The sequence below is a fragment of the Blautia hansenii genome (assembly GCF_013304445.1).
GTDB lineage: Bacteria > Bacillota > Clostridia > Lachnospirales > Lachnospiraceae > Blautia.
This window is the reverse complement of the sequence record NZ_JAAITA010000003.1, coordinates 1-22,104: the sequence shown is the minus strand read 5'-3', so window position 1 is coordinate 22,104 and position 22,104 is coordinate 1. Positions and strand designations below refer to the sequence as shown.

General features: G+C 41.2%; 21 protein-coding genes and 3 pseudogenes. 7 read left to right on the top strand and 17 right to left on the bottom strand.

The window, feature by feature from the left end; all coding sequences use genetic code 11:
* Nucleotides 1–9 precede the first annotated feature (9 nt).
* Entirely contained in the window at nucleotides 10–1,392 is a 1,383-nt protein-coding gene (locus G5A70_RS03470) for an RsmF rRNA methyltransferase first C-terminal domain-containing protein (protein WP_173748063.1), read from the top strand.
* Nucleotides 1,393–1,458: 66 nt separating this feature from the next.
* Here the strand turns inward: G5A70_RS03470 and spoVG are convergent, their stop codons facing one another.
* Genes spoVG through G5A70_RS03455 form a run of 3 tightly spaced genes read right to left on the bottom strand, consistent with a single transcriptional unit; the run spans nucleotide 1,459 to nucleotide 4,183 of the window.
* Nucleotides 1,459–1,746 carry a septation regulator SpoVG gene (spoVG, locus tag G5A70_RS03465; protein WP_173748061.1) on the bottom strand — a complete coding sequence of 96 codons (288 nt, stop codon included), beginning with the start codon at nucleotides 1,744–1,746 and terminating at the stop codon, nucleotides 1,459–1,461.
* Nucleotides 1,747–1,796: 50 nt separating this feature from the next.
* Nucleotides 1,797–2,912, bottom strand: a complete 1,116-nt coding sequence (glgD, locus tag G5A70_RS03460; RefSeq protein ID WP_173748059.1) for a glucose-1-phosphate adenylyltransferase subunit GlgD — start codon at nucleotides 2,910–2,912, stop codon at nucleotides 1,797–1,799.
* On the bottom strand, nucleotides 2,909–4,183 hold the full coding sequence (locus tag G5A70_RS03455) for a glucose-1-phosphate adenylyltransferase (RefSeq protein WP_173748057.1): 1,275 nt from the start codon (nucleotides 4,181–4,183) through the stop codon (nucleotides 2,909–2,911). Before G5A70_RS03455 ends, glgD begins: the two co-directional genes overlap by 4 nt.
* A 212-nt stretch (nucleotides 4,184–4,395) precedes the next feature.
* Here G5A70_RS03455 and murC point away from each other — a divergent pair, with 212 nt between their 5' ends.
* From murC to G5A70_RS03435, 4 genes are all read left to right on the top strand, one after another.
* Entirely contained in the window at nucleotides 4,396–5,775 is a 1,380-nt protein-coding gene (gene murC / locus G5A70_RS03450; RefSeq protein WP_173748055.1) for a UDP-N-acetylmuramate--L-alanine ligase, read from the top strand.
* Nucleotides 5,776–6,093: 318 nt separating this feature from the next.
* Nucleotides 6,094–7,125 (top strand): DnaD domain protein, encoded by a 1,032-nt coding sequence (locus G5A70_RS03445; protein WP_173748053.1) that lies wholly within the window; start codon nucleotides 6,094–6,096, stop codon nucleotides 7,123–7,125.
* Between the two features lie 23 nt (nucleotides 7,126–7,148).
* A complete protein-coding gene (locus G5A70_RS03440) occupies nucleotides 7,149–8,138 on the top strand; it encodes an ATP-binding protein (RefSeq protein ID WP_173748051.1) in 990 nt (329 codons plus the stop codon).
* A 2-nt stretch (nucleotides 8,139–8,140) separates the two neighbouring features.
* Complete coding sequence (locus G5A70_RS03435) at nucleotides 8,141–9,328, top strand: ribose-phosphate pyrophosphokinase (protein ID WP_173748049.1); 1,188 nt, start codon at nucleotides 8,141–8,143, stop codon at nucleotides 9,326–9,328.
* 498 nt (nucleotides 9,329–9,826) lie between these two features.
* On the opposite strand, the pseudogene G5A70_RS03430 reads toward G5A70_RS03435, so the two are convergent.
* The 13 genes and pseudogenes from G5A70_RS03430 to G5A70_RS03370 all read right to left on the bottom strand — a co-directional run.
* Nucleotides 9,827–10,167: pseudogene (locus tag G5A70_RS03430) on the bottom strand (transposase); the annotation flags it as partial.
* 27 nt (nucleotides 10,168–10,194) lie between these two features.
* Nucleotides 10,195–11,316, bottom strand: coding sequence for an iron-containing alcohol dehydrogenase (locus G5A70_RS03425; RefSeq protein WP_173748047.1), 1,122 nt, complete (start codon nucleotides 11,314–11,316; stop codon nucleotides 10,195–10,197).
* A 6-nt stretch (nucleotides 11,317–11,322) separates the two neighbouring features.
* A complete protein-coding gene (locus G5A70_RS03415; protein WP_180211089.1) occupies nucleotides 11,323–13,428 on the bottom strand; it encodes an amino acid permease in 2,106 nt (701 codons plus the stop codon).
* 96 nt (nucleotides 13,429–13,524) lie between these two features.
* The gene (locus tag G5A70_RS03410; RefSeq protein ID WP_173748045.1) at nucleotides 13,525–14,898 is read right to left on the bottom strand and encodes an aspartate aminotransferase family protein; all 1,374 of its coding nucleotides are present in this window, start codon (nucleotides 14,896–14,898) and stop codon (nucleotides 13,525–13,527) included.
* A 167-nt stretch (nucleotides 14,899–15,065) separates the two neighbouring features.
* On the bottom strand, nucleotides 15,066–16,319 hold the full coding sequence (locus G5A70_RS03405) for a PucR family transcriptional regulator (RefSeq protein ID WP_173748043.1): 1,254 nt from the start codon (nucleotides 16,317–16,319) through the stop codon (nucleotides 15,066–15,068).
* Nucleotides 16,320–16,770: 451 nt separating this feature from the next.
* A complete protein-coding gene (locus G5A70_RS03400) occupies nucleotides 16,771–17,058 on the bottom strand; it encodes a hypothetical protein (protein WP_173748040.1) in 288 nt (95 codons plus the stop codon).
* A 6-nt stretch (nucleotides 17,059–17,064) separates the two neighbouring features.
* Nucleotides 17,065–17,244, bottom strand: a complete 180-nt coding sequence (locus G5A70_RS03395) for a hypothetical protein (RefSeq protein ID WP_173748038.1) — start codon at nucleotides 17,242–17,244, stop codon at nucleotides 17,065–17,067.
* 39 nt (nucleotides 17,245–17,283) lie between these two features.
* Nucleotides 17,284–17,346, bottom strand: a complete 63-nt coding sequence (locus tag G5A70_RS16200; protein ID WP_244092024.1) for a hypothetical protein — start codon at nucleotides 17,344–17,346, stop codon at nucleotides 17,284–17,286.
* Nucleotides 17,347–17,380: 34 nt separating this feature from the next.
* Nucleotides 17,381–17,833 (bottom strand): annotated as a pseudogene (locus G5A70_RS03390) (DpnII family type II restriction endonuclease); the annotation flags it as partial.
* The gene (locus tag G5A70_RS03385; RefSeq protein ID WP_173748036.1) at nucleotides 17,823–18,626 is read right to left on the bottom strand and encodes a DNA-methyltransferase; all 804 of its coding nucleotides are present in this window, start codon (nucleotides 18,624–18,626) and stop codon (nucleotides 17,823–17,825) included. The gene G5A70_RS03385 and the pseudogene G5A70_RS03390, both read right to left, overlap by 11 nt.
* Nucleotides 18,627–18,639: 13 nt before the next feature.
* Entirely contained in the window at nucleotides 18,640–19,473 is an 834-nt protein-coding gene (locus tag G5A70_RS03380; RefSeq protein ID WP_173748034.1) for a DNA adenine methylase, read from the bottom strand.
* 106 nt (nucleotides 19,474–19,579) lie between these two features.
* Nucleotides 19,580–20,275: a TRM11 family SAM-dependent methyltransferase gene (locus G5A70_RS03375; protein ID WP_330489624.1), complete on the bottom strand. Its 696-nt coding sequence runs from the start codon at nucleotides 20,273–20,275 to the stop codon at nucleotides 19,580–19,582.
* Between the two features lie 45 nt (nucleotides 20,276–20,320).
* Nucleotides 20,321–20,515, bottom strand: coding sequence for a hypothetical protein (locus G5A70_RS03370; protein ID WP_173748032.1), 195 nt, complete (start codon nucleotides 20,513–20,515; stop codon nucleotides 20,321–20,323).
* Nucleotides 20,516–20,660: 145 nt separating this feature from the next.
* On the opposite strand from G5A70_RS03370, the gene G5A70_RS03365 reads away from it, so the two are divergent.
* Together G5A70_RS03365 and G5A70_RS03360 are read left to right on the top strand one after the other, a co-directional pair.
* Nucleotides 20,661–20,903, top strand: coding sequence for a helix-turn-helix domain-containing protein (locus G5A70_RS03365; RefSeq protein WP_173748030.1), 243 nt, complete (start codon nucleotides 20,661–20,663; stop codon nucleotides 20,901–20,903).
* Complete coding sequence (locus G5A70_RS03360; protein WP_173748028.1) at nucleotides 20,900–21,559, top strand: MutH/Sau3AI family endonuclease; 660 nt, start codon at nucleotides 20,900–20,902, stop codon at nucleotides 21,557–21,559. The genes G5A70_RS03365 and G5A70_RS03360 overlap by 4 nt, the downstream gene beginning before the upstream one ends.
* 23 nt (nucleotides 21,560–21,582) lie before the next feature.
* Here G5A70_RS03360 and G5A70_RS03355 read toward each other — a convergent pair.
* Nucleotides 21,583–22,104, bottom strand: a pseudogene (locus tag G5A70_RS03355) (hypothetical protein); the annotation flags it as partial.

Below are 22,104 nucleotides of genomic sequence, written 5' to 3'. Positions count from 1 at the left end.
GAATCTGTAATGGAACAACTGCCATCCTCATTTTTATCCCGCATGGAACAAATGCTGCAGGAGGAATACCCTGCTTTTTATAAAAGTTATGAAGCACCGCGTAAATTCGGTCTGCGCGTAAACACCAACAAGATTTCCGTGGAGAAATTTCTGGAAATCTCTCCCTTTTCTCTGACCCCCATTCCCTGGGTGTCCAATGGTTTCTTTTACGGCGAAGAGGAACGGCCTTCCAGACACCCCTACTATGCCGCCGGGCTGTACTATCTTCAGGAACCAAGTGCCATGACCCCTGCAGAACGGCTGGAAATCACACCGGGGGAATATGTGCTGGACCTATGCGCCGCACCGGGGGGAAAAGCCACGGCCCTGGGCGCCAAACTGCAGGGAAAAGGCTTTCTCGTGGCTAATGATATCAGTAATTCCCGTGCAAAGGCCCTGCTGAGAAACCTGGAGCTTTTCGGCATCCGCAACTCCATGGTCACCAACGAAACACCCGGACGTCTCGCCGGATATTTCCCGGAATTTTTTGATAAAATTCTGGTAGATGCTCCTTGTTCCGGGGAAGGTATGTTCCGCAAAGACCCCGATGTTGCCAAGACCTGGGACGAAACCCGTCCGGAATTTTTCGGAAAAATCCAGAAAGACATTATTGCCAACGCCATTTCCATGCTGAAACCCGGCGGCAGGCTGCTGTACTCCACCTGTACCTTTTCCCCCGTGGAAAATGAAGGTCTGATTTCCTATGTTCTGGAACACTTTCCTGAGATGAAACTGTTGGATATTGCCCCTTATGAAGGCTTTGCCCCCGGCTATCCTTCTCTTGGAAACAACGATGAACGACTGGCAAAATGTGTCCGCATTTTCCCTCACCGCATGGATGGAGAAGGCCATTTTCTGGCTCTTATGGAAAAAGAAGGAACCCTGACTCCCTCTTCTGACAGACCAAGAACCAAACTGGACAAGATTTCCCAAAAACTTCTGGAAGATTTTTTCCAAAATGTATCCGCGCCCTATGATTTTCAGAAAATGGAAGTCCGGGGCAGCAATGTATATTATCTGCCGGATAAAGACACCTGCAGCTTAAAAGGTATTAAATTCCTGCGGAACGGACTGTTTTTAGGCGAATTAAAGAAAAATCGCTTTGAACCTTCCCAGCCCTTCGCCATGGCTCTTTCGGGAGAGGACTATGCGCACGTGATAAACCTATCTTCCTCTGATGAAAGAATCGCCCGCTATTTAAAAGGAGAAACTCTGCTTCTTTCCGAAGCAGAAACCCCGGCCCAAAACGGTTGGCAGCTGGTATGTACTGACGGTTTCCCTCTTGGATGGGGAAAGGCTGTGGGCAGCACTCTGAAAAACAAATATCCATCCGGCTGGCGTCAGATGGGATAATTCCTCTTTTCGCACGTAAAAAAAGCCCCAGACCATTTCCGGTCCCAGGGCTTTTTTGCGTTTTCCTTATTCTTCTGCTGCTTCCTCTAAAGGTTCTTCTGCAAGTACCTGTTCATATTTTTCCAGAATAATATTCTGTATTCTTTCACGTGTTGCTGAATTAATCGGATGTGCAATATCCCGATATTCTCCATCTGTGGCTTTACGGCTTGGCATAGCAATAAACAGGCCCTTCTCTCCCTCAATGACTTTAATGTCATGTACTACAAATTCCTCGTCAATGGTAATGGATACCACCGCCTTCATTTTGCCTTCCTTTGCTACGCGTCTTACTCTTACGTCTGTGATATTCATACAACCTTCCCCTTTCCTAGCCGCCTTATGCAGTCGTGCTTTTTGTCTTTTTAAAGAACATATCGTTCGTTCTTTTCTATCACTACCTTGATGCCTTCTTCCGCACTGTAATAAGAATTGGCCCGAATCGTGCCCCTGCTTTCCACAATGCAGTTTTCAATGTGTGTGTTATCGCCCAGATATACATCGTTTAAAATAATAGAGTTTTTAATCACACAGTTATTTCCTACAAAAACCTTTTTAAAGAGTACCGAATTCTCCACCTGTCCGTTGATAATACATCCGCTGGATATCAGACTATTTTTCACAGAAGCTCCCGGATTGTATTTTGCAGGAGGCAAATCGTCAATCTTGGACTGTACTCCCGGATACTGACGGAAAAAATACTCCCGGATTTCCGGCTTCAGGAAATCCATATTGGTGCGGTAATAAGATTCTACTGTAGAAATATTACTCCAGTAATTGTGAATCTTATATCCGTAAATCCTCTTAAGATTTTTATAGCGAATCAAAATATCGTTTACAAAATCGTGGCGGTCTTCCTGTCCGCATTTTTCAATCAGTTCAATGAGCTGTCTTCTGCGAATAACGTAAATACCGGTAGAAATAGTATTGGACTGTGCCACCATCGGTTTTTCGTCAAATTCTTCAATTCTGCAGTCCTCATTCATCTTCACACAGCCAAATCTTGTGGCATCATCTCCGTGCACATCGGTGCATACCACAGTAATGTCTGCTCTCTTGGCAATGTGATATTCCAGAACTTTGTTGTAATCCAGCTTGTACACGCAATCTCCGGATGCGATGACAACATAAGGTTCATGACTGTTTTTCAGAAAATCCAGATTCTGATAAATAGCATCTGCAGTCCCCTGATACCAGAAGCTATTGTCCGGTGTAATAGTCGGAGTAAAGGTGTAAAGTCCCCCCTGCTTTCTTCCAAAGTCCCACCATTTGGAAGAACTTAAATGTTCATTCAAAGACCTTGCATTGTACTGTGTCAGCACAGCTACTTTCTGAATATGGGAATTGGACATATTGCTGAGAGCAAAGTCAATGCTGCGGTAGCTGCCCGCGATAGGCATAGCCGCAATGGCTCTCTTCTGTGATAATTCTTTCATTCTGTGATTATTGCCGCCGGCAAGAATAATACCTATCGCTCTCATTCTGTCTCACCTTCCTTATTCAATGTTTCACCGCTTTCCAGAATACCTTCCGGATAATCTTCAGCAGAAGTCTTTCCTACAATCGCTGTATTTTTTCCAATTTTCACGTTGGAAGGAATGATTGTATTTTCTCCTACCGTTACCAAACCAAAAGAATACACGTTAGGTTTCAGCTTATTGGGCACTTCTTCTCCCACGCCCATAACCACATGGTCCCCTACTGTAACATTTTCGGCAATAATGGCTTTATCAATCACATTGTTTTCGCCGATAGTGGTCTGCTTCATAATAATGGAGTCCCGAATAACAGCCCCTTTCTTAATGGTGACGCCGGCGCCGATAACCGAATTATGTACCTCCCCGTAAATTTCTGTCCCCTCTCCGATGATGCTTCTTTCTACAACAGCATCTGCGGCAATATACTGTGGAGGAATAATATCACCTTTCGTATAAATTTTCCAGAACTCTTCGTACAGATTAAATTCCGGGATAATATCAATGAGTTCCATATTGGCTTCCCAGTAAGAACCGAGAGTTCCTACGTCCTTCCAATATCCATTGTATTCGTAAGCGAAAAGCCTCTGTCCTTTTTCCTTGCAGTACGGAAGAATGTGTTTTCCGAAATCGCAGCCGGACTGGTCTTTTAAAGCAATCAGCGCCTCTTTCAGCACCGGCCAGCTAAAGATGTAAATCCCCATAGAAGCCAGGTTGCTCTTGGGCTCTGCAGGTTTTTCCTCAAACTCTGTAATTCTTCCGGTTTCATCAGTAATAGCCAGTCCAAAGCGAGATGCTTCTTCCCATGGCACCGGCATACAGGCTACGGTAACATCTGCTTTATTTGCCTTGTGGAAATCCAGCATCACCTCGTAGTCCATCTTATAAATATGGTCGCCGCCCAGAATCAGCACATAATCCGGATTAAAATTTTCCATGTATGCCAGGTTCTGGTAAATAGCATTGGCCGTACCGGTATACCACTCGGTATTTGTTTTCTTCTCATATGGGGGCAGAATGGAAACCCCTCCCACATTTCTGTCCAAATCCCAGGGAATTCCAATTCCGATATGGGTATTCAGACGCAGCGGCTGATACTGTGTCAGCACACCTACGGTATCCACTCCTGAATTAATGCAATTACTGAGTGGAAAATCTATAATCCTATACTTTCCACCAAATGTCACGGCCGGTTTGGCAACTTTTGCAGTCAAAACGCCTAATCTGCTGCCTTGTCCGCCTGCCAGCAACATTGCAATCATCTCTTTCTTTATCATGCAATCACCTCTTGTATATTCTATGGTTCTTTCATTATAACATACCCCCTGGCAAAAGTGAACAATTTTAACAATTTTTTTTCGACATTTTACTTCTTTTTGTAACATTTTACCTGCTTTTAACCATACAAAAGAAAGGGGTTTCCAACTTGGGGAAAAGTGGGTATAATTTACTATAACTATAATAATAGAAAAAGAAGGGATTCTGTATTATGTATCAGATTGATTTTCATAAACCCATTCATATTCACTTTATCGGTATCGGCGGTATCAGTATGAGCGGACTGGCGGAAATACTTCTGGGTGAAGATTTCCCAATTTCCGGTTCCGATTCCAAAGAATCCGATTTGACAAAACACCTGGAAGCCAAAGGCGCCAGAGTTTATATTGGGCAGAGAGCTTCTAATATTAAGGAAGATGTGGACCTGGTGGTTTACACTGCGGCCATTCACCCGGACAATCCGGAATTTGCCTGCGCAAAAGAAAAAAACATTCCCATGCTCACCCGTGCAGACCTGCTTGGACAGATTATGAAAAACTATGAACTCCCCATTGCGGTTTCCGGAACCCATGGCAAAACCACCACAACTTCCATGATTTCCCACGTTCTTCTGGAAGCGGACGCTGACCCTACCATTTCCGTAGGCGGTATTTTACCTGCTATCCACGGCAACATCCGGGTAGGCGAATCCGAAACCTTTATTACGGAAGCCTGTGAGTATACCAACAGCTTTTTAAGCTTTTTCCCAAAAATCAGCATCATTCTGAATATTGATGCGGATCATCTGGACTTTTTCAAGGATTTAGATGACATCCGCCATTCTTTCCGTCTCTTTGCAGAAAAACTCCCTGCAGACGGAACACTGATTATCAACGGCGATATTCCGGATTTTGAAGAAATCACCAGAGGGCTTCCCTGCGAAATCATTACTTATGGACTAAATGCTCCCGCAGAATACAAAGCAGAGAATATCGTCTTTGACGAGTTTGCCCATCCGTCCTTTGACTGCACCAGAAACGGACAGTTCATCGGACATTTCACCCTGGCTGTGCCGGGTATTCACAATGTATCCAACGCACTCTCTGCCATTGCGCTTGGTATCAAGACCGGCATGGATACTGAAACCATTCAGAAAGGTCTGCTGCACTTTACGGGCACAGACCGCCGTTTCCAGTACAAGGGAAAAGTAGGCGGTGTCACTGTAATCGATGACTATGCCCACCACCCCACGGAGATTGCCGCCACACTGAAAACTGCCGCAAAATATCCGCACAAAACTACCTGGTGCGTATTTCAGCCTCATACCTACACCCGTACCAAAGCCCTGCTGCCGGAATTTGCCGAAGCTCTGGCTCTGGCAGATAAAGTTGTCCTGGCAGACATCTATGCGGCGAGAGAAACGGATACCCTGGGAATTTCCTCCAGGGATTTGCGGGATTTGATTGCCGAAAAAGGAGTGGATGCTTATTATTTTTCCACTTTTGATGAAATCGAAGAATTTTTATTAAAAAATTGTATCCACGGCGATGTGTTGATAACTATGGGGGCCGGAGATGTGTATAAAATAGGCGAAAACCTCCTTGGTATGTAAACTTATCCACATTATCCACCAATTCATCCACATGTTCTTATCCACGAACATGTGGATTTTTTTGTGCATTCTATAGTTGACATAATCCGACGACATTTGTGTTAAAAATATGTTAAAATCCCTATAATTTCGACAATTTCAGGTTTCCCATAAAAAACCATCCACTTTTTTATCCACATTATCCACATTTCCCACATACTTCTCCAAAATACGTGGTTTTTCGATGTCGCAAAAAAACCTTGTTCTCTTTTTAAAAATTGTGTGCTATACTGAAACTGATTCATTATGAACAAAATTCTGATGTAAAGGAAGTTCGACATGGGACAGTTTGAAGTTTACACCCCCTTTCCCGGGGACTATACGTTTATATCCAACGTTTTTCTGGATTTCTACATGCCTTCAGCCAACGGCGAATTTGTAAAAATCTACCTTTATCTGCTGAGACACGCATCCCAGACCAAAACACTTCTGGATTTTACGTCTGTTGCAGACGCTTTAAACTGTACAGAAGCTGACATTCAAAGAGCGCTGCGGTACTGGGAAAAAGCCGGGGTTCTGGACCTTGCCAAAGACAGCCGGGGAAATCTGACGGGTATTGTCTTTGTTCCTCTTAAAGCCGCTGCCCCGCAGATGCAGGAAGCCGCAGTTTCTGCCGCTTCATCTGATTCGGGAAATCTTTCTCTGGACAAAATACAGGAATTAAAAAACAAAGATGAAGTACGGCAAATCCTGTTCATTGCAGAACAGTATCTTGGGAAAACGCTTTCCCCCACAGATATGGAAACCCTTTTATATCTTTATGACGAAGTACATCTTTGTGCCGACCTGATGGAATACCTTCTGGAATACTGTGTATCCAAGGGCAGCACCAGCATGGCGTACATAAAGAAGGTGGGACTGGCCTGGGCGGAACAGGGCATCACTACGGTAAATCAGGCCAAAGAAGAAACGAACCTTTACAATCGAAATTATTTTACTATATTGAGAGCTTTCGGCATTAAAAACCGCAATCCCCTGGATAAGGAAATTCAGTACATGAATCTGTGGCTGAACCAGTACGGTTTTACCCTGGAAATTATTTCCGAAGCCTGCAGCCGCACGGTTCTGGCTACGGGAAAAGCCAGCTTCTCCTACGCAGACAGCATTCTGGAAAGCTGGTTTAAGCAGGGCGTACATCATTTATCAGACATTGATTCCCTGGATTTGAATTTTCAGCAGAAAAAATCCGCCAAAGCAAAAGCGGCTGCACCAAAGCCCAAAGCTCCCGCTTCCAAAAACAGATTCAACAATTTCCAGCAGAGAAATTACAACAACATGGCAGAACTGGAAACACAGCTTCTGGGCAAATAAGCACCAGGTAAGGAGATTTTACTGTGTCACTGAAAAATTTTCAATACGACGCGCTCATGCGTAATTACAACCAAAAACAGCTTCTGCAGAAACACCAACAGGATGAGAGAATCCGCCGGGCAGAAGAACAGCTTCCCCGCCTTAGGGAAATCCGCAGGGAAATTGCCGGACTTGGACTTTTAAAGGCACGTCTTCTTCTGGGTGCCCAAAAAGGGGACGACTTTGACCTGGCAGAAAAAATACAGGCTCTTTCTCTGGAAAAAGCAGAAATTCTCCGGGCAAATGGATATCCTGCCGATTATCTGGATTTGCATTATGACTGTCCTCTGTGTAAAGATACCGGCTATATCGGGAACGAAAAGTGTACCTGTTTCCGGAAAGCCGCTGTGGATTTGCTGTATACCCAGTCCAATATCCGGGACATACTGGATACTGAGAACTTTGCCCATTTTTCTTTTGATTACTACTCTTCCGAAATCACAGACCCTGCAACCGGCATTACCTCACTGGAATCTGCCCGGAATGCCTATGACAAAGCCTGGGACTTGATTGAAAAGTTCCGGGAAGAGGCAGGAAACCTGTTTATATATGGAGAAACCGGGGTAGGAAAAACTTATCTCACACACTGTATTGCCAAAGAATTGCTGGACAGGTCTTTCTTTGTGCTGTACTTTACTTCTTTTGATTTATTTGATTTACTGTCCAAAAATGCCTTTGAAAAGGATTCTGAATCCGCAGATATGGCAGCCTTTGTCTACGACTGTGATTTGCTCATCATTGATGATCTGGGTACAGAACTCACAAACAGCTTTGTTTCTTCCCAATTGTTCTGCTGCATCAATGAGCGAATTATGAATAAAAAATCAACTATCATCTCCACCAACCTGACTCTGGCCGATTTTATGGAAGCCTATTCCGAAAGAACCTTTTCCAGAGTTACCAGCAATTACACCATGCTGAAATTAGTTGGAAATGATATACGAATCCAAAAAAAACTTTTAGGAGGAAAATGAACATGTCACCAAAAACTGCAACACCTTTAGATTCCCTTCCCGTAGGACGCCTGGGTATTATCCCTTTAAAAAGCTGTGAAAAGCTGGGGAACAAAGTCAATGACTACATCGTAAAATGGCGAAAAGACCGGGACCATCAGGAAAAAAATAACCTGACTTTTGAAGGTTATGAGAGGGATTCCTACCTCATCAGCGCCAAGGCTCCCCGCTTCGGCTCCGGCGAGGCAAAAGGAGTTCTGCAGGAATCTGTCCGCGGTGATGACCTGTATCTCATGGTGGATGTGTGCAACTACTCTCTCACTTATTCTCTGTGCGGAGAAGTTAACCATATGTCCCCGGATGACCATTTCCAGGATTTAAAGAGAATCATCGCTGCTGTAGGAGGCAAGGCCCGCAGAGTGAACGTAATTATGCCGTTTCTCTATGAAAGCCGCCAGCACAAGAGAACAGGAAGAGAATCCCTGGACTGTGCCCTGGCTCTGCAGGAACTGACGGACATGGGTGTGGACAACATCATTACATTTGACGCTCACGACCCCCGTGTACAGAATGCCATTCCGCTTCAAGGATTTGAAACTGTTCAGCCGGCTTATCAATTTGTCAAAGGACTGTTCCGTGCAGAACCGGATTTGCAGGTAGACAGCGACCATTTAATGATTATCAGCCCGGACGCAGGAGGTACCGGACGCGCCATTTATCTGGCCAATGTACTTGGTGTGGATATGGGTATGTTCTACAAACGCCGTGACTATTCCACCATTATTGACGGAAGAAACCCCATTGTAGCTCACGAATTTCTGGGAGCCGATGTTTCCGGCAAAGATATGATTATCATTGACGACATGATTTCTTCCGGTGACAGTATGCTGGAGGTTGCCGCCCTTTTAAAGGAAAAAGGTGCAGGCAAAATCTTCATGTGTTCCACCTTTGGCTTATTCACTAACGGTCTCGAGCGTTTTGACAAAGCATATGAAAATGGTGTATTTGACCGCCTGCTCACTACCAACCTGGTATATCAGACAGAGGAACTGCTGCAGAAACCATATTATGTAAACTGCGATATGAGTAAATACATTGCTCTCATCATTGATACCCTGAACCATGACGGTTCCATCAGCAAACTTTTAAATCCTGTAGAACGTATCAATAAACTGCTTCAGAAGCACAACCGTGCACAGGGAAAAGAATAATTTACCAGTTTTTTCTTCGTTTTTTTTGATTCTCTATGCAGCATTTGTTTACCAAACCACTTTCGACATCACGCTGGTAACCATTATAGTGCTGATTGCATGTTTGGTGCCATTCCTGCCTGTCCTGTGGAATTATATCAAAATTAAACTTGAGGAATACGAAGAGCAGCATTCCCATCCTTATCACAGAGGTTAAGCATAATCAATGGATACACAATCACGACCACCGGCTTAGCCGGTGGTTTGCACTGCCCCTATAAGGGGCTATTACCCGCTTGCGCCCGGAAGACGCACCGAAAGCCTGCCAGCCGCACCACATTCACAGCTGGTGCTGTCTCTTTAACGATTAGTAAATCGTGAAGCGGAAACTTCCTTTTTCTTGATTTTTTCTATATAGTTGCTCTGTTTCTACTGAAATGGCAGCTTTTTCGTAAAAAATCCATACTTTATTAATACAGTCCAAAAGCGGAGTTTTAAAAAATTTTGGATTTTCTAAATTTATGCACTCTTCAAAGGAAATAAATGTGTTCCTGTTTTCCCTTTTTGTATCTTGTTATGAAGTTTGTTTACATTTTTTGCCATTTCAAGCAAAACACTTTTGGAAAGAACATTCGATGTGCCACGACTCAAATATCTGCGAAACTGCATATCCTGTTTCATCTCACCAAAAGCTTCCTCTTCCTGGATGCTTCTGTTGATTCTGAGAAGACTTTGTTTCGTTCTTCTATTGGTATTTTACAGTTGTTCCCTTTGATACATTCTTTCTTGTAAGGGCAATCTTTACATTCCTCACATTGATAAATATTTTTTTCACTGACATATCCGGTTTTAGATTTAGAATGAATTGGAAGAACCTTAACAAAACCTTAAAATACTGCCTTATATATATCAAGTACCTGTTCCTCTGTGAGAGGAATATAGTTATTCTTCAGAAGACGCTGCTGGGTTTTGATTACGCCGCTGGCGAATCCCGGAAGGTCACTTTCTTTGACACCGAAGTTTTTAAGGGGTTCACTCTTTAAGACTTCGTCCATAAGTTCATATAATACCTCAAGAGCCTCATCTGCATTACAGCCGAGGGTTTCGGCTATTATTGCTTCAAGATCATTAATTCTGCCTACTGGCTGGAGTTCTTTGTATTTCTTCATTACAGGTGCAAACATTAACTGGTTTGACTGTCCATGTGGAATATGGTATACGGAGCCTAATGGGTATGCACATGCATGGACTGCTGCACAGCCTGCATAACCGAAACCAAGTCCCGCCCAGTTAGAGGCTTTAAGGAAATCCGCCGCAAACTCTTTCCATGCTTCACCTCCGCCATTATCTACAGCCTTTTTCCAGCATGAAATAATAGTCTTTAATGCCTCTGTTGAAAATATTCTTGATATACTGCATCCGTTAGGACTTAAAAATGATTCAACACTGTGTACCATTGCATCAATTGATGATGTCGCAAATATCTTATATGGCAATGAATCAAGCATATTCGTTATCATAACTGCTTTATCTGGAAGCATTGCATCAATGGCCAGTCCCATCTTGACACCTTTACTTACACGGTTAACAACGGAAATATTCGTTACTTCACTGCCAGTACCACATGTTGTAGGTATTGCCACAAGCTGATGATGCTTTTTAAGCTCTGCCGCATTATCATACAGATCATCCACATTATATTCAGGTTTAGCCACAGCAATTAATTTCGCAATATCAATAACAGTTCCGCCACCTATAGCAATAATTCTTCCAAATTTCTTATTCCTGCACACATCAAGAATAGCATCAACTTCACTGTCAACAGGTTCACCCTTGCTGTATCTGTCCCTGAACAGTGTCTGCACCTCAACTCCTAATGGCTTCACATAATCATTATATGTATGCTCACCACAAAACACTAAATCATCCGATCCTAACCCGGCCTCTTTCACGAACTGTTCAAATGTATCAAATTCCTCAACTTCTGTTTTAATAAAAAAGCCTTTCATCGTATATTAAGCCTCCTTCCTGACTTCATCATCACTAATAGCATATTTGCGCTCTACAAGGTCTATAATGAAATCTGCTGTCTGTCTCCATCCAAGAAGGCTGCTGTTAAGAAGGATATCCCTTGTATGCCTGTCGCCACGCTTCTTGCCTGTAATATATTCGTGCCTTGCGTGCTGTGCCTTTTCAACAGACTCCCATTCTTCTCTTGCCTTACGTTCATTAATACCTTTCTCTTTCATAACTGCAGCTATCTCATCTTCTTCTGGTGCATATAGGAATACATTTAATACATCATTTCTGTCTCTGAGAATGTAGTCACTGCTTCGGCCGACAATAACACATGATGACTTCTCGGCAAAATCATGAATTGTCTGGAACTGTGCATCAATTACACGGTTTGAAAGGTTGGCATAACGTACACCATAAGATGTATCAAATCCATATCTGACACCAATCTTTGTATCAGCTTCCTCAACAAGTCCCTTGTCAACGCCAATCTGCTCTACGACCTTATCTACAAGGTCCCTGTTATAATACTCTATTCCAAAATAATCTGCAACCATCTTGGCAATCTCCGGTCCACCACTTCCGTACTCACAACCAACTGTGACAACAAAATGCTTTCCTTCGTATTTCTTATTAATCGCAGCTATATGAGAAGCTTCATTCTCTGTCACATCGCTCTTATCTTCATCAACTATGAAGATGTCACGTCCAAATTCTGCGCCATATTTTCTCTTAGAATAGAAGTAGAAGAACACTCCTAACACAAGCCATGTTCCTACAACTACCCATTCCTGCCATATAAGTGCTGCTGAAAATGATGCCGGAATAATGTATAAGAGTGTCATAAATCCAGCCATGGCAACCGCCATAACACCTACAAATTTACCAGCCTTTACCTTGTATGGACGCTCCATATCCGGTTTTCTCTTTCTCAATATACAGAATGATATTGAGACAAACATATATGCAATAACACATCCAAATGAAGCTGCATCAACAAGCCATACAAGAACACCTCTTCCGAAGAATGGAGCTATACAGCATGCAATACCGCAAAGGATAATGGCTGCTTCTGGTGTCTTATTCTTTCCAAGTTTACCAAATACCTTAGGTATCATCAGAGATTCACCCATTGAATATAAAGCCCTGCTTCCACCCATAAGGAACGAATTCCATGATGTTATAATTCCGCATAAACCGCCAATGATAAGCACCTTACCCATTAACGGAGAATGGAAAGCTATCTCAATGGCCTGAACTGATACAAGCCCATTCTGTGATGACATTTCCTGTACAATTGCACTCTGTGGCATAATGTAGCAGACTGCAAATATTATGAGAAGATACCATGCAACAGCAAGGAATATGGATAACAGCATGATTTTGCCAATTTTTTTATAAGGTACAGTAATCTCTTCTGCTGCCTGTGGTATAACATCAAATCCTATGAATAAGAATGGTGTCATGCAGGCAACCTTGAACACGCTTCCAAGTGTGCTTCCAGTTGAAGACTCCCACATCTGTCCTGTTATATTAGAGCCGTCACCATTAACAGCAGAACCAACTACAAGAAGTATTCCTGCAATTGCAATAATTGCTGTAAGTATTGTCTGCAGCATGGCTGCTGTCTTAGCACCTTTGATATTGATAATTGTGATAAGAATGGCAACACCAACACCTAATATAATAGTTGTGAGATATATGTCTTTGCCTGCTATTGAATACAGGTAAACCTGATTAAAATCAGGAAACAGATATGTGATTACTGTAGGAAGTGCTGTTGCTTCAAATGCTGATGTAGCAACATATCCTAATATAATCATCCATGTACATATAAATGAGCCTGTAGGTCCCATTGCCCTGTAGCTGAACACATGCTCACCGCCACACTGAGGCATTGCAGACGTAAGCTCTGCATATGTAAGACCTACGAAGAACACCATTACTCCACCTATAAGCATCGCAATAATCGAACCCATAAAACCGGCTGTTGTAATCCAGTCTCCTGAGTTAATGACCCAGCCCCAGCCAATCATTGCGCCAAATGCGATAACGAGTATGTCCCACGCACCCATTACCTTATCAAACTTTGATTTCTGTTCCATAGATATCTCCTCCAATTATAGTTATTTTAAAGAATGTCAGGATAGACGGATATTGGTTATCCATCTGCCCTGACACCTTTGTCTTTATATATTCATCTAAGCTTCAAGTGCTTCTTTAACAGCCTCCTCGAATATCTCAAGGCCTCTCTCCATCTGCTCATCTGTCATTGTAAGCGGAGCTAAGAAGCGGATTGTGTTGCTTGCTGTACCGCAGCTCTCAAGGAGAAGACCTTTCTGCATAGCAGTTTTAACAATACTGGCAACAAGCTTAGTTGCTGGCTCTTTAGTCTCTGGATCTGTTACGAACTCTATACCAATCATGGCACCAAGACCTCTTATATCGCCAATAACCGGATACTTCTTCTGGAGTTCCTTATATCTTGCTGTGACAACCTCGCCGATATGTCTCGCCTTAGCTGCATAATCATCTCTTTGCATTACATCCATAATTGCTAACGCAGAAGCACAAGCAAGTGGGTTACCACAGAATGTACCACCGATTGTTCCGGCTGGAGCTGCATCCATAACCTCTGCTCTTGCTGTGATTGCTGATATTGGAAGACCACCGCCAAGAGACTTTGCTGTTGTGATGATATCAGGAGCTGCACCTGCTTCTTTCCAGTACTCAGAAGCATAATACTTACCAGTTCTGCAGTTACCACACTGAACCTCATCTGCTATCATAAGAATGCCATTGTCATCACAGATTTTACGAACTGCCTTAACCCATTCAATTGGTGCTGGAATAAATCCGCCCTCGCCCTGAAGTGGCTCTAAAATCATGCAGGCAATCTCACTTGCCGGAGCACCCTCATCAAATACTCTGTTCAACTCATCAATATAGTACTGAATTGCCTCAGTTTCTGTATATCCCTTAGGCGCTCTGTAAAGGTATGGATAAGGAGCACGATAAATTCCTGCTGGAAATGGTCCCATGCCTACTGCATATATCTTCTTGGCTGTAAGTGCCATTGTAAGATTAGTTCTTCCGTGGAATGCACCTGTGAAGCAGATAACACCATTTCTCTTAGTGTAAGCCTTTGCAATCTTGATTGCGTTCTCATCACACTCAGCACCTGAGTTAGCGAAATATGTTTTCTTAACATCACCTTTACATGGAATAATCTTATTTAATCTCTCTGCAAGTGTTACATAGCCATCATGTACATATACATTGAAGATTGTGTGGAAATATTTCTCAGCCTGTTCCTTAACTGCCTCTATAACCTCTGGATTAGAATAACCTATGTTAAGAACACCTACGCCGCCGACCCAGTCAAGAATCTTGTTGCCATCAAGATCCTCAAACATTGCGCCTACGCCCTGCTTAATACATATTGGATATGTCTTGCCACATAATGCCTGTGGAATTGCTGCATCTCTTCTGTCAAGAAGTGCTTTTGACTTTGGTCCTGGAACCTGCTTAGTTATAATCTCTGGTAATGCATTTGCTAAATCCTTTGTTGTCATAAATTTGTCCTCCTTAAATTACAAAAAGGCGCCGGATTTAAGTATTTCAAAATACTTAATTCGACGCCTTTGTCTTTGCTTTATTTGATTGTGTCTAAATTATAACAGTCCAGTTTTATATTGCAATGTCCACGGTGTACTAAATCTTTCGTGCGCCATGCACAAATCTATATTTCACGGCGCATTTTACGGTAATTTCTTATCATAAATGCAAGTTTTAAAGTCAGACAGCTTTCTATATCATCAAATTCCCTGCCTAAGATTTCCTGAATCTTGTTCAGGCGGTAATTCAAGGTGTTGCGGTGAATATACATTGATTCTGCTGTATATTTCACATTGCAGTTGTGGTTGAGATAATTTTCAAGTGTATCGCACAGATTGCCATCATTGACCTCATCTGCGTGAATAAGCTTTCCTATATTTTTCTCAACGAATTCATCTAAGAATTTATCATCTGCAATCTTTGATATTAATGTATACAAGCCCTGGTCTTTGTAAAAATATATGTGTTCATCCGCTTTAGAAATATTCGCGACTTTAATTGCAGCAGATGCTTCATTACGGCTGAGCTTCACATCCTCAAGATAGCCTGTGCTGTTACCAACTCCTACATAGAGGTTAGTGTGATACTCACGGCCCGCAATATCTACTATATTGCCAAGAATTTCTCTTAACTGTTCATCGCTTATCCTGCCAGATGGAACTAATGCAAGAACTGTACCAGTCTGTAACCGTACAAGAATATTCTTAGACAGATGATATGAAAATTCTGTGCTGATAATCCTGCTTATTGACTGACCGACTGTAAGTGAATCATCACGATGCATTCCCCCATCGGGTCTGCCAGTCTCATATCCGCCTTCATCATAATTATTCTTATCTTTATAGTAAGCAAATTCTATAACACGGAATTCTCCTGACAAATCAACATTTAAAAATCTTGCCTGTGCAAATACATTTTCTCTGTTAAGATGCTCAGCATCCAGAATAGATGTAAATAACTGCTCGGCTGAATTCTTATTATTCTGCTCAAGGACAAGCCGCTGGCACATTATCTGGCTCAAATCCACAAGCGGGAATTTCTCTGTCAGCTCAAACAATGGAAGACTGTGTTCATTACAATAGTCTGTAAGTTCGTCCGATATCTGCCCTTCATTGATTCCCAGTGCAGCTATGTCATATTCCTGCATTTTGCTGATTAATTCTCTTAGTCTTGTGCTGTCATCTGTGAGGCTCCTGTTAGTAAGCACCACGAATTCACTGCCATGTATATAATCCTCAACACGATACTCATTCTTAACGCACTGAAGGCAGTCAGCAAAATATATCCATCTTATCGGATGAAGCATCCCCTCTGCCCCGGCTTTCAAGTTCAATACGCCTTTTAATTCAGGTATCTTAACCATATCTTCGCAATTCATCTGTTCCTCACCTTTGCATCTATATCGCAACCGATATATCACAATAATCCTTTCAGTATTTTTCGTTATTTTATAATAGCATATTGGTCAAGACCTTGCCGCATCTGCGGTGCGCAGTAGTCTTTACCAATGTCCCAGAGGAAATTATAATTCGGTATGCACAAAAGCGGATCTAAAAAGTGATTTTCATATCACCGGGCAGCTGATGGAAAACCATCCGGAATAATCATTCAAAAATATCAAGGTACTCGCTATTTTGCGTTTACGGCAAAATGCACAAAAAGGCCTATAATTTTGGAATGTGGTACACTTCTGGTACACTTAGGCAAAACAAAAGCCCGGATTCCCTTTATTTACAAGGGTTTCCAGGCTTTTGTTTATTATTCAATGTGGATAACTTTTGGAAATTTGAAATAAAAGTGTAAACAGGCAAATCTGTTAGATTGGCAGGCTATAAAATTAATTTACCTTTCAAAAGTGTATTTTTTATGAAAAGTTGTAAAGTGGTGATGTTATTATATAATTTGGCATATTGTTTTTGTGTTCCGCTAAAGCTGATTTTATTATTCCGTTTAGCATAATTAAGAAGGTTTTCCTCCTGAAAAATATACTCTACTATTCCCTCTATAAAAGAATCTGTATCCTTAAAATCAGCATACACAAACGAATGCCCCGCTGCCATGAAATATACATCAAAGCAATCAAATTCTTTCTTTTGAATAACCATCTCTTCTCTCATACAATATCACCTACAACTTTTACACCATGATTGATTTCTTACATTTCCATCTCCCATATTTCTGCATCCAAATTCACTAAGTGGATTTTCCTTTCTGCAATTCGGGCATATACATATGGGTTCACTTCCATTATAGCCACTCGCTTGAATAATGGGTTTTTTATCATTTTTATTGTTTCCAAACATAATCGTCTCTCCTTCCATACACTTGTCGTCAAATATTCTTTATACAAATACCTTTTCCATTACCCTATTCTCCATATCATCAATACTATAAATCGTATCCATGACTTCGAATGTCTCTCTCAGATTACCTCTTGCACTCTTCCATCTGATGACCACCACGATTCTTGCGACCATTAGAATCCAATCCAGTTTCAATACCGAGAGCGTAATCAACAAGATTATTTACCAGATGATTAGCAATCATATCAAACAATCCGGTCTTACGCATGAATACTTTGTACTGCTCCACGCTATAATTCATCTTCTTGAAATTATACAAGAATGCACCATCTTCATCCTGCGCATATATTTCATAACCTCTTACCGCAAGAAGTGACGGAACACATCGCAATGTTTCCGGATACTTTGTCGCTATTCTCTCAAAGTCTTCCTCTATGTTTTTTGAACCTATCAAGGAGTTCAAAATATTCAATTCCACCTTGATTTCTTCTACATTTCTTACAACTTTTTCAAAGTCGATATAGTAATCATAACTTGATATACTCGGTCTAAACTTGCTCAACCATTCATCAAAATCTCTATTTATCATTTGCTGCCTTCTCCAATCTTTTCCTTGATATTTCCAAGTATTCTTCACTTATATCTATTCCAATAAACTTCCGCCCAAATCGCACAGCCTCTACTCCGGTAGTTCCGGAACCACAAAAAGGATCCAGTATCACTTGTCCTTCCTCCGTAGATGACAATACAATTTTTTCAAGCAGATATTCCGGCTTTTGTGTAGGGTGCTTTCCCTCTGTTTTCTCTGAAGGTTTGGTTAACGTACCAGTCCACACATCCTTCATCTGCTTACCATCATTCATTTCTTTCATTTTTTGATAATTAAAAAAATGCCGAGACTTCTTTTCATTCTTCTTTGCCCATAAAATGGTTTCCGTAGAATGTGTGAAGCATCGACATGCTAAGTTTGGTGGTGGATTTGTTTTCTGCCATGTTATGTTGTTGATTATCTTGAAGCCTTCCTGCTCCAATGCCATACCAATCGAATATATATTGTGTAATGTTCCCGATATCCAAATCGTGCCGTTCGGCTTTAGTACTTTCTTACATAACTTAATCCACTTTCTGTTAAACTTGTGTTTCTCTTCGACACTGGTTCCACTTTCTGAAAGCTTATCCCATGAGCCTTTATTTACTGAAACCATTTTCCCGCCCTGACAGGTGATGCCATCATTACTTAAAAAGTATGGTGGGTCCGCAAATATCATATCCACAGATTCCGGTTCCATTTTTGTTAGAATTTTAAAGGAATCACCTAATATCAATTGTGATTCTTCTGTCTCGAAGTATAATAGCACTTTTTTTGTAAACAAGTTTTCCATTATCCCGACCCCTTTAATAATTGCATATAATTACTTCTTCACCAACTCTGTTGGATGCATCCGAATTAATCATACGCTTAACACTTACAACATCTATTCTGTAGCCTTTGTTACCATACAGTTCATTTATCAAGTCTGTATTATGGTTTGTGAGCATACAGTAGCAACCTCTGGCTGTTAATTCATCAAATAACTTCGCAAGTCGTTTATGACTTTCTATATCAAATCCCTCTTTCGTATATGATTCAAACGAAGTTGGGTTCAACGGTGCATACGGACTGTCTATAAATACAAAATCGCCCTTCTTGGCATCCTTACAGGCAACTTCAAAATCTCCATCAATAATATTTACCCCCTGAAGATATTTTGAAATCTCCATGATGGCATTTTCATCCACGGAAGCTCTACGACTATTGTTGTACGGAACATTGAAAAGTCCCTTGCCATTTACACGATACAAGCCATTAAAACAGTGCTTATTGATAAATACAAACAATGCAGCCAACTCAACATCAAACTCCGCTTTCATTAGCTTATCATTGTAATGCTCCCTAAGAGAATAGTAATACTCTTTTCCATCTTCACACATTTCCTCATCCAGCTTCTTTACAGCCTTTAGAAATGCCTCCGGTGCATTACATATCTGCTTATAGGCATTTATCAATGCTTTGTTGATATCGTTTATCAGAGCATTTGCAGGTAGCAATTCGAATATCACCGCGCCACCACCTACAAACGGCTCAAAATAATTATTATATTTTTCAGGCATTCTCTCCTTTATCTGTGGAAGCAACTGACGCTTTCCGCCAGCCCATTTCACAAATGGAGCGACTCTCGAATTACTCATTCTGATTCCTCTTCTCTATGTCCGCAAAAGGACAATCTTCTACATATCTATTATACTTGCAAACATACAAAATAACAACCAGAACTTTCACTCTTTGTGAATTAATTTACTTTTGAAACACAAATATGTACTCATGTGCCAGTAGGAGAAAACTATTGTTCTGTTTCTCCCAATAATCTGTAGAGCGGCAATTATGTTGCTCCTTAATAATAATCTCTTTATTCGTAAATCCTGCCCGTAAAAAACATTCCATCATACGAAATCCTAACGGAATAATCTTCCCATATTTTCTTACATCCCCTATCATCACAGCACACATTTTACCCTTTTTCAGTACGCGATAAGATTCTTCAGCCACCTTACACATTTCAGCCAAAAACTCATCTACACCCAGCAAAGAAATATCCCCTTCTATTCCTTTACTATACTTGATGATATTGGCATAAGGCGGATGCGTACAGATAAAATCGATATGACTATCTTTGATAAAATGTAACTCAGTAGCATTACCATTTCGTGTAAAAATTTTTGAATTTGTTTCACATTGGAATTGTAAATTTGTTTCAGAGATTGAAACAGATTGCGGATTGATGTCAACACCTACCGCATTGCGATTAAGTAGTTTTGCCTCAACTAAGGTTGTTCCACTACCCATAAACTGATCTAAGACCCACTCACCAGGATTAGAATAGCGAAGTATCAAATTTCTTGGCACATATGGTGACCAATTCCCTCGATACTTTCCTGAATGCGTTGCCCAACTGCCTCTGTCCGGAAACGACCAGACCGTCGTTGGTTCTATCTTAAAATTATTTGGTTGTAAACTAATAAGACATTCCTCCTCTTCTTATTTCATTCTATTAATATGTTCCATAACACCAGCCAATCCACGTGCAGCAAGTACCTTTTCCAATTCATTTATTACTCTTGCCTTATTTGCTTCTGATAACTTATCAAAATCCTTTTGCGTCTCCTGAGCCTTATGAGCTAATTCAACCATAAATTTCTCATATTCAAATTTTTCCTCTTGAATTGCCTTCATTACTTGCACCTCTTTTTCTGATGATAGAAATAAGTTTACACCAACTTTTCTATAAAATCTACCTCTATTTCGTTTCACAATAAGTGAATTTATATAAAACCGCTCTCATGAGATAATATTCACAAATAGTGAAAGAGGTGTTTGTATGCATTTCAACAACGATACTGACCTATACCGTGTTATAGGTGCGAATATAAAGTATTACAGAGAACAAAGAAAATTAACACAGGTACAACTCGCAGAGCAAGCTCAAATCAGCATCAGCTATCTTTCCAAAATCGAAGCTGCCGGATGCAATAAAAGCTTGTCCATATCTGTTTTAAATCAGATTGCTAATGTACTTAATGTTGAGATTAGCGAATTTTTCAAGGAGGTGTCTGAATCATGAAACTTATTGAAGCGCAAACAAGAATAGAGAAACTTGCTTATATTCCGTTCAAAGAATATTTGTCACCCGACCAAGTCCAAGATGCTATGATGAAAATCAATAAAGGGAAAACTGGGCAACTTTTAGAACTGACCATTGGATTAAACCTTTCTAATACAACCCTTGATTTTGAGGACGGAGAACTAAAAACCAACAAATGCGACCGAACCGGCAAACCTTTAGAGACAATGTTTATCACGCAAACCGCCTCTATTATCGACGAGTTATTATCCAAGCGCAGATTTCAAGAAACAAAATTATATAAGAAATTCCAGCGTTTATTATATGTGCCCATCAACAAGGACGGAAATCCAGCAGATTGGATGTACCTAGCTCCAATTCAGATAGACCTATCTCTACCTAAATATCAAGCTCTTGCCCAGCAACTTGAAGCAGACTATTACAACATCTGCGACCAGTTAAATCAACAATTATCTGAATCCAGCAGAGCAACTTTACATACCGCAAGCGGTGAATTTATCCAAATTCGTACAAAGGATTCAAAGCCATATCATCCTATATATTCCAATATTTATGGCCGGGAAATATCTGATAAAAACAGGGCATTTTACTTTAAAAAGGAATTTATGAAATATATTACATCCCTTGAAGATTAATAAGGTGGAGCCACGGCTCCACCTTATCTTCCTCTCCCCACATCTCTAACCTTCTCGCCAATCCATTCCTTAAACTTCTCCAACAAATTCATCCCACCAATCACAAACTGTTTCATAAACTCATACGCCTTTTCCAGCTTATCCTTAAGCGTCTTATTTTCCTCTTCCAACACATGATTCTGATACCGCAATTCTATTACCTGCTCCTTTCGGTACGAATCGCCATCCACAACTCCCAGCAACTCCTTTTTAAGCCGTTCTGCCTCTGCCAGTTCAAACTGCGCGTATTCCATTTCCGCCTTGGCAACACTAGCCACCTCACGCCACTTATCAGCCTCTTTTGCAGCAATCTCAATTTCATTCTTTTTATCCGTCAGCTTATCTATCGCCTCATCATACGAACTCGGGTGCGGATAGGATAATCCGGTTAATTTCCGGTACACATTTGTGTTGTTTTCTATTCTTATTCTCTGAATTTTATCTAGTACAGCGAATACTAAGTTTCTGCTATATTGACGTAGAATAATTGTTCCATATGCAAGGCG

What these genes read in the sequence shown, in the direction of transcription:
- G5A70_RS03470 (WP_173748063.1), top strand. Translation starts at nt 10, where the DNA reads ATGGAACAACTGCCATCCTCATTTTTATCCCGCATGGAACAAATGCTG.
- spoVG (WP_173748061.1), bottom strand. Translation starts at nt 1,746, where the DNA reads ATGAATATCACAGACGTAAGAGTAAGACGCGTAGCAAAGGAAGGCAAA.
- glgD (WP_173748059.1), bottom strand. Translation starts at nt 2,912, where the DNA reads ATGAGAGCGATAGGTATTATTCTTGCCGGCGGCAATAATCACAGAATG.
- G5A70_RS03455 (WP_173748057.1), bottom strand. Translation starts at nt 4,183, where the DNA reads ATGATAAAGAAAGAGATGATTGCAATGTTGCTGGCAGGCGGACAAGGC.
- murC (WP_173748055.1), top strand. Translation starts at nt 4,396, where the DNA reads ATGTATCAGATTGATTTTCATAAACCCATTCATATTCACTTTATCGGT.
- G5A70_RS03445 (WP_173748053.1), top strand. Translation starts at nt 6,094, where the DNA reads ATGGGACAGTTTGAAGTTTACACCCCCTTTCCCGGGGACTATACGTTT.
- G5A70_RS03435 (WP_173748049.1), top strand. Translation starts at nt 8,141, where the DNA reads ATGTCACCAAAAACTGCAACACCTTTAGATTCCCTTCCCGTAGGACGC.
- G5A70_RS03425 (WP_173748047.1), bottom strand. Translation starts at nt 11,316, where the DNA reads ATGAAAGGCTTTTTTATTAAAACAGAAGTTGAGGAATTTGATACATTT.
- G5A70_RS03415 (WP_180211089.1), bottom strand. Translation starts at nt 13,428, where the DNA reads ATGGAACAGAAATCAAAGTTTGATAAGGTAATGGGTGCGTGGGACATA.
- G5A70_RS03410 (WP_173748045.1), bottom strand. Translation starts at nt 14,898, where the DNA reads ATGACAACAAAGGATTTAGCAAATGCATTACCAGAGATTATAACTAAG.
- G5A70_RS03405 (WP_173748043.1), bottom strand. Translation starts at nt 16,319, where the DNA reads ATGAATTGCGAAGATATGGTTAAGATACCTGAATTAAAAGGCGTATTG.
- G5A70_RS03400 (WP_173748040.1), bottom strand. Translation starts at nt 17,058, where the DNA reads ATGAGAGAAGAGATGGTTATTCAAAAGAAAGAATTTGATTGCTTTGAT.
- G5A70_RS03395 (WP_173748038.1), bottom strand. Translation starts at nt 17,244, where the DNA reads ATGTTTGGAAACAATAAAAATGATAAAAAACCCATTATTCAAGCGAGT.
- G5A70_RS03385 (WP_173748036.1), bottom strand. Translation starts at nt 18,626, where the DNA reads ATGGAAAACTTGTTTACAAAAAAAGTGCTATTATACTTCGAGACAGAA.
- G5A70_RS03380 (WP_173748034.1), bottom strand. Translation starts at nt 19,473, where the DNA reads ATGAGTAATTCGAGAGTCGCTCCATTTGTGAAATGGGCTGGCGGAAAG.
- G5A70_RS03370 (WP_173748032.1), bottom strand. Translation starts at nt 20,515, where the DNA reads ATGAAGGCAATTCAAGAGGAAAAATTTGAATATGAGAAATTTATGGTT.
- G5A70_RS03365 (WP_173748030.1), top strand. Translation starts at nt 20,661, where the DNA reads ATGCATTTCAACAACGATACTGACCTATACCGTGTTATAGGTGCGAAT.
- G5A70_RS03360 (WP_173748028.1), top strand. Translation starts at nt 20,900, where the DNA reads ATGAAACTTATTGAAGCGCAAACAAGAATAGAGAAACTTGCTTATATT.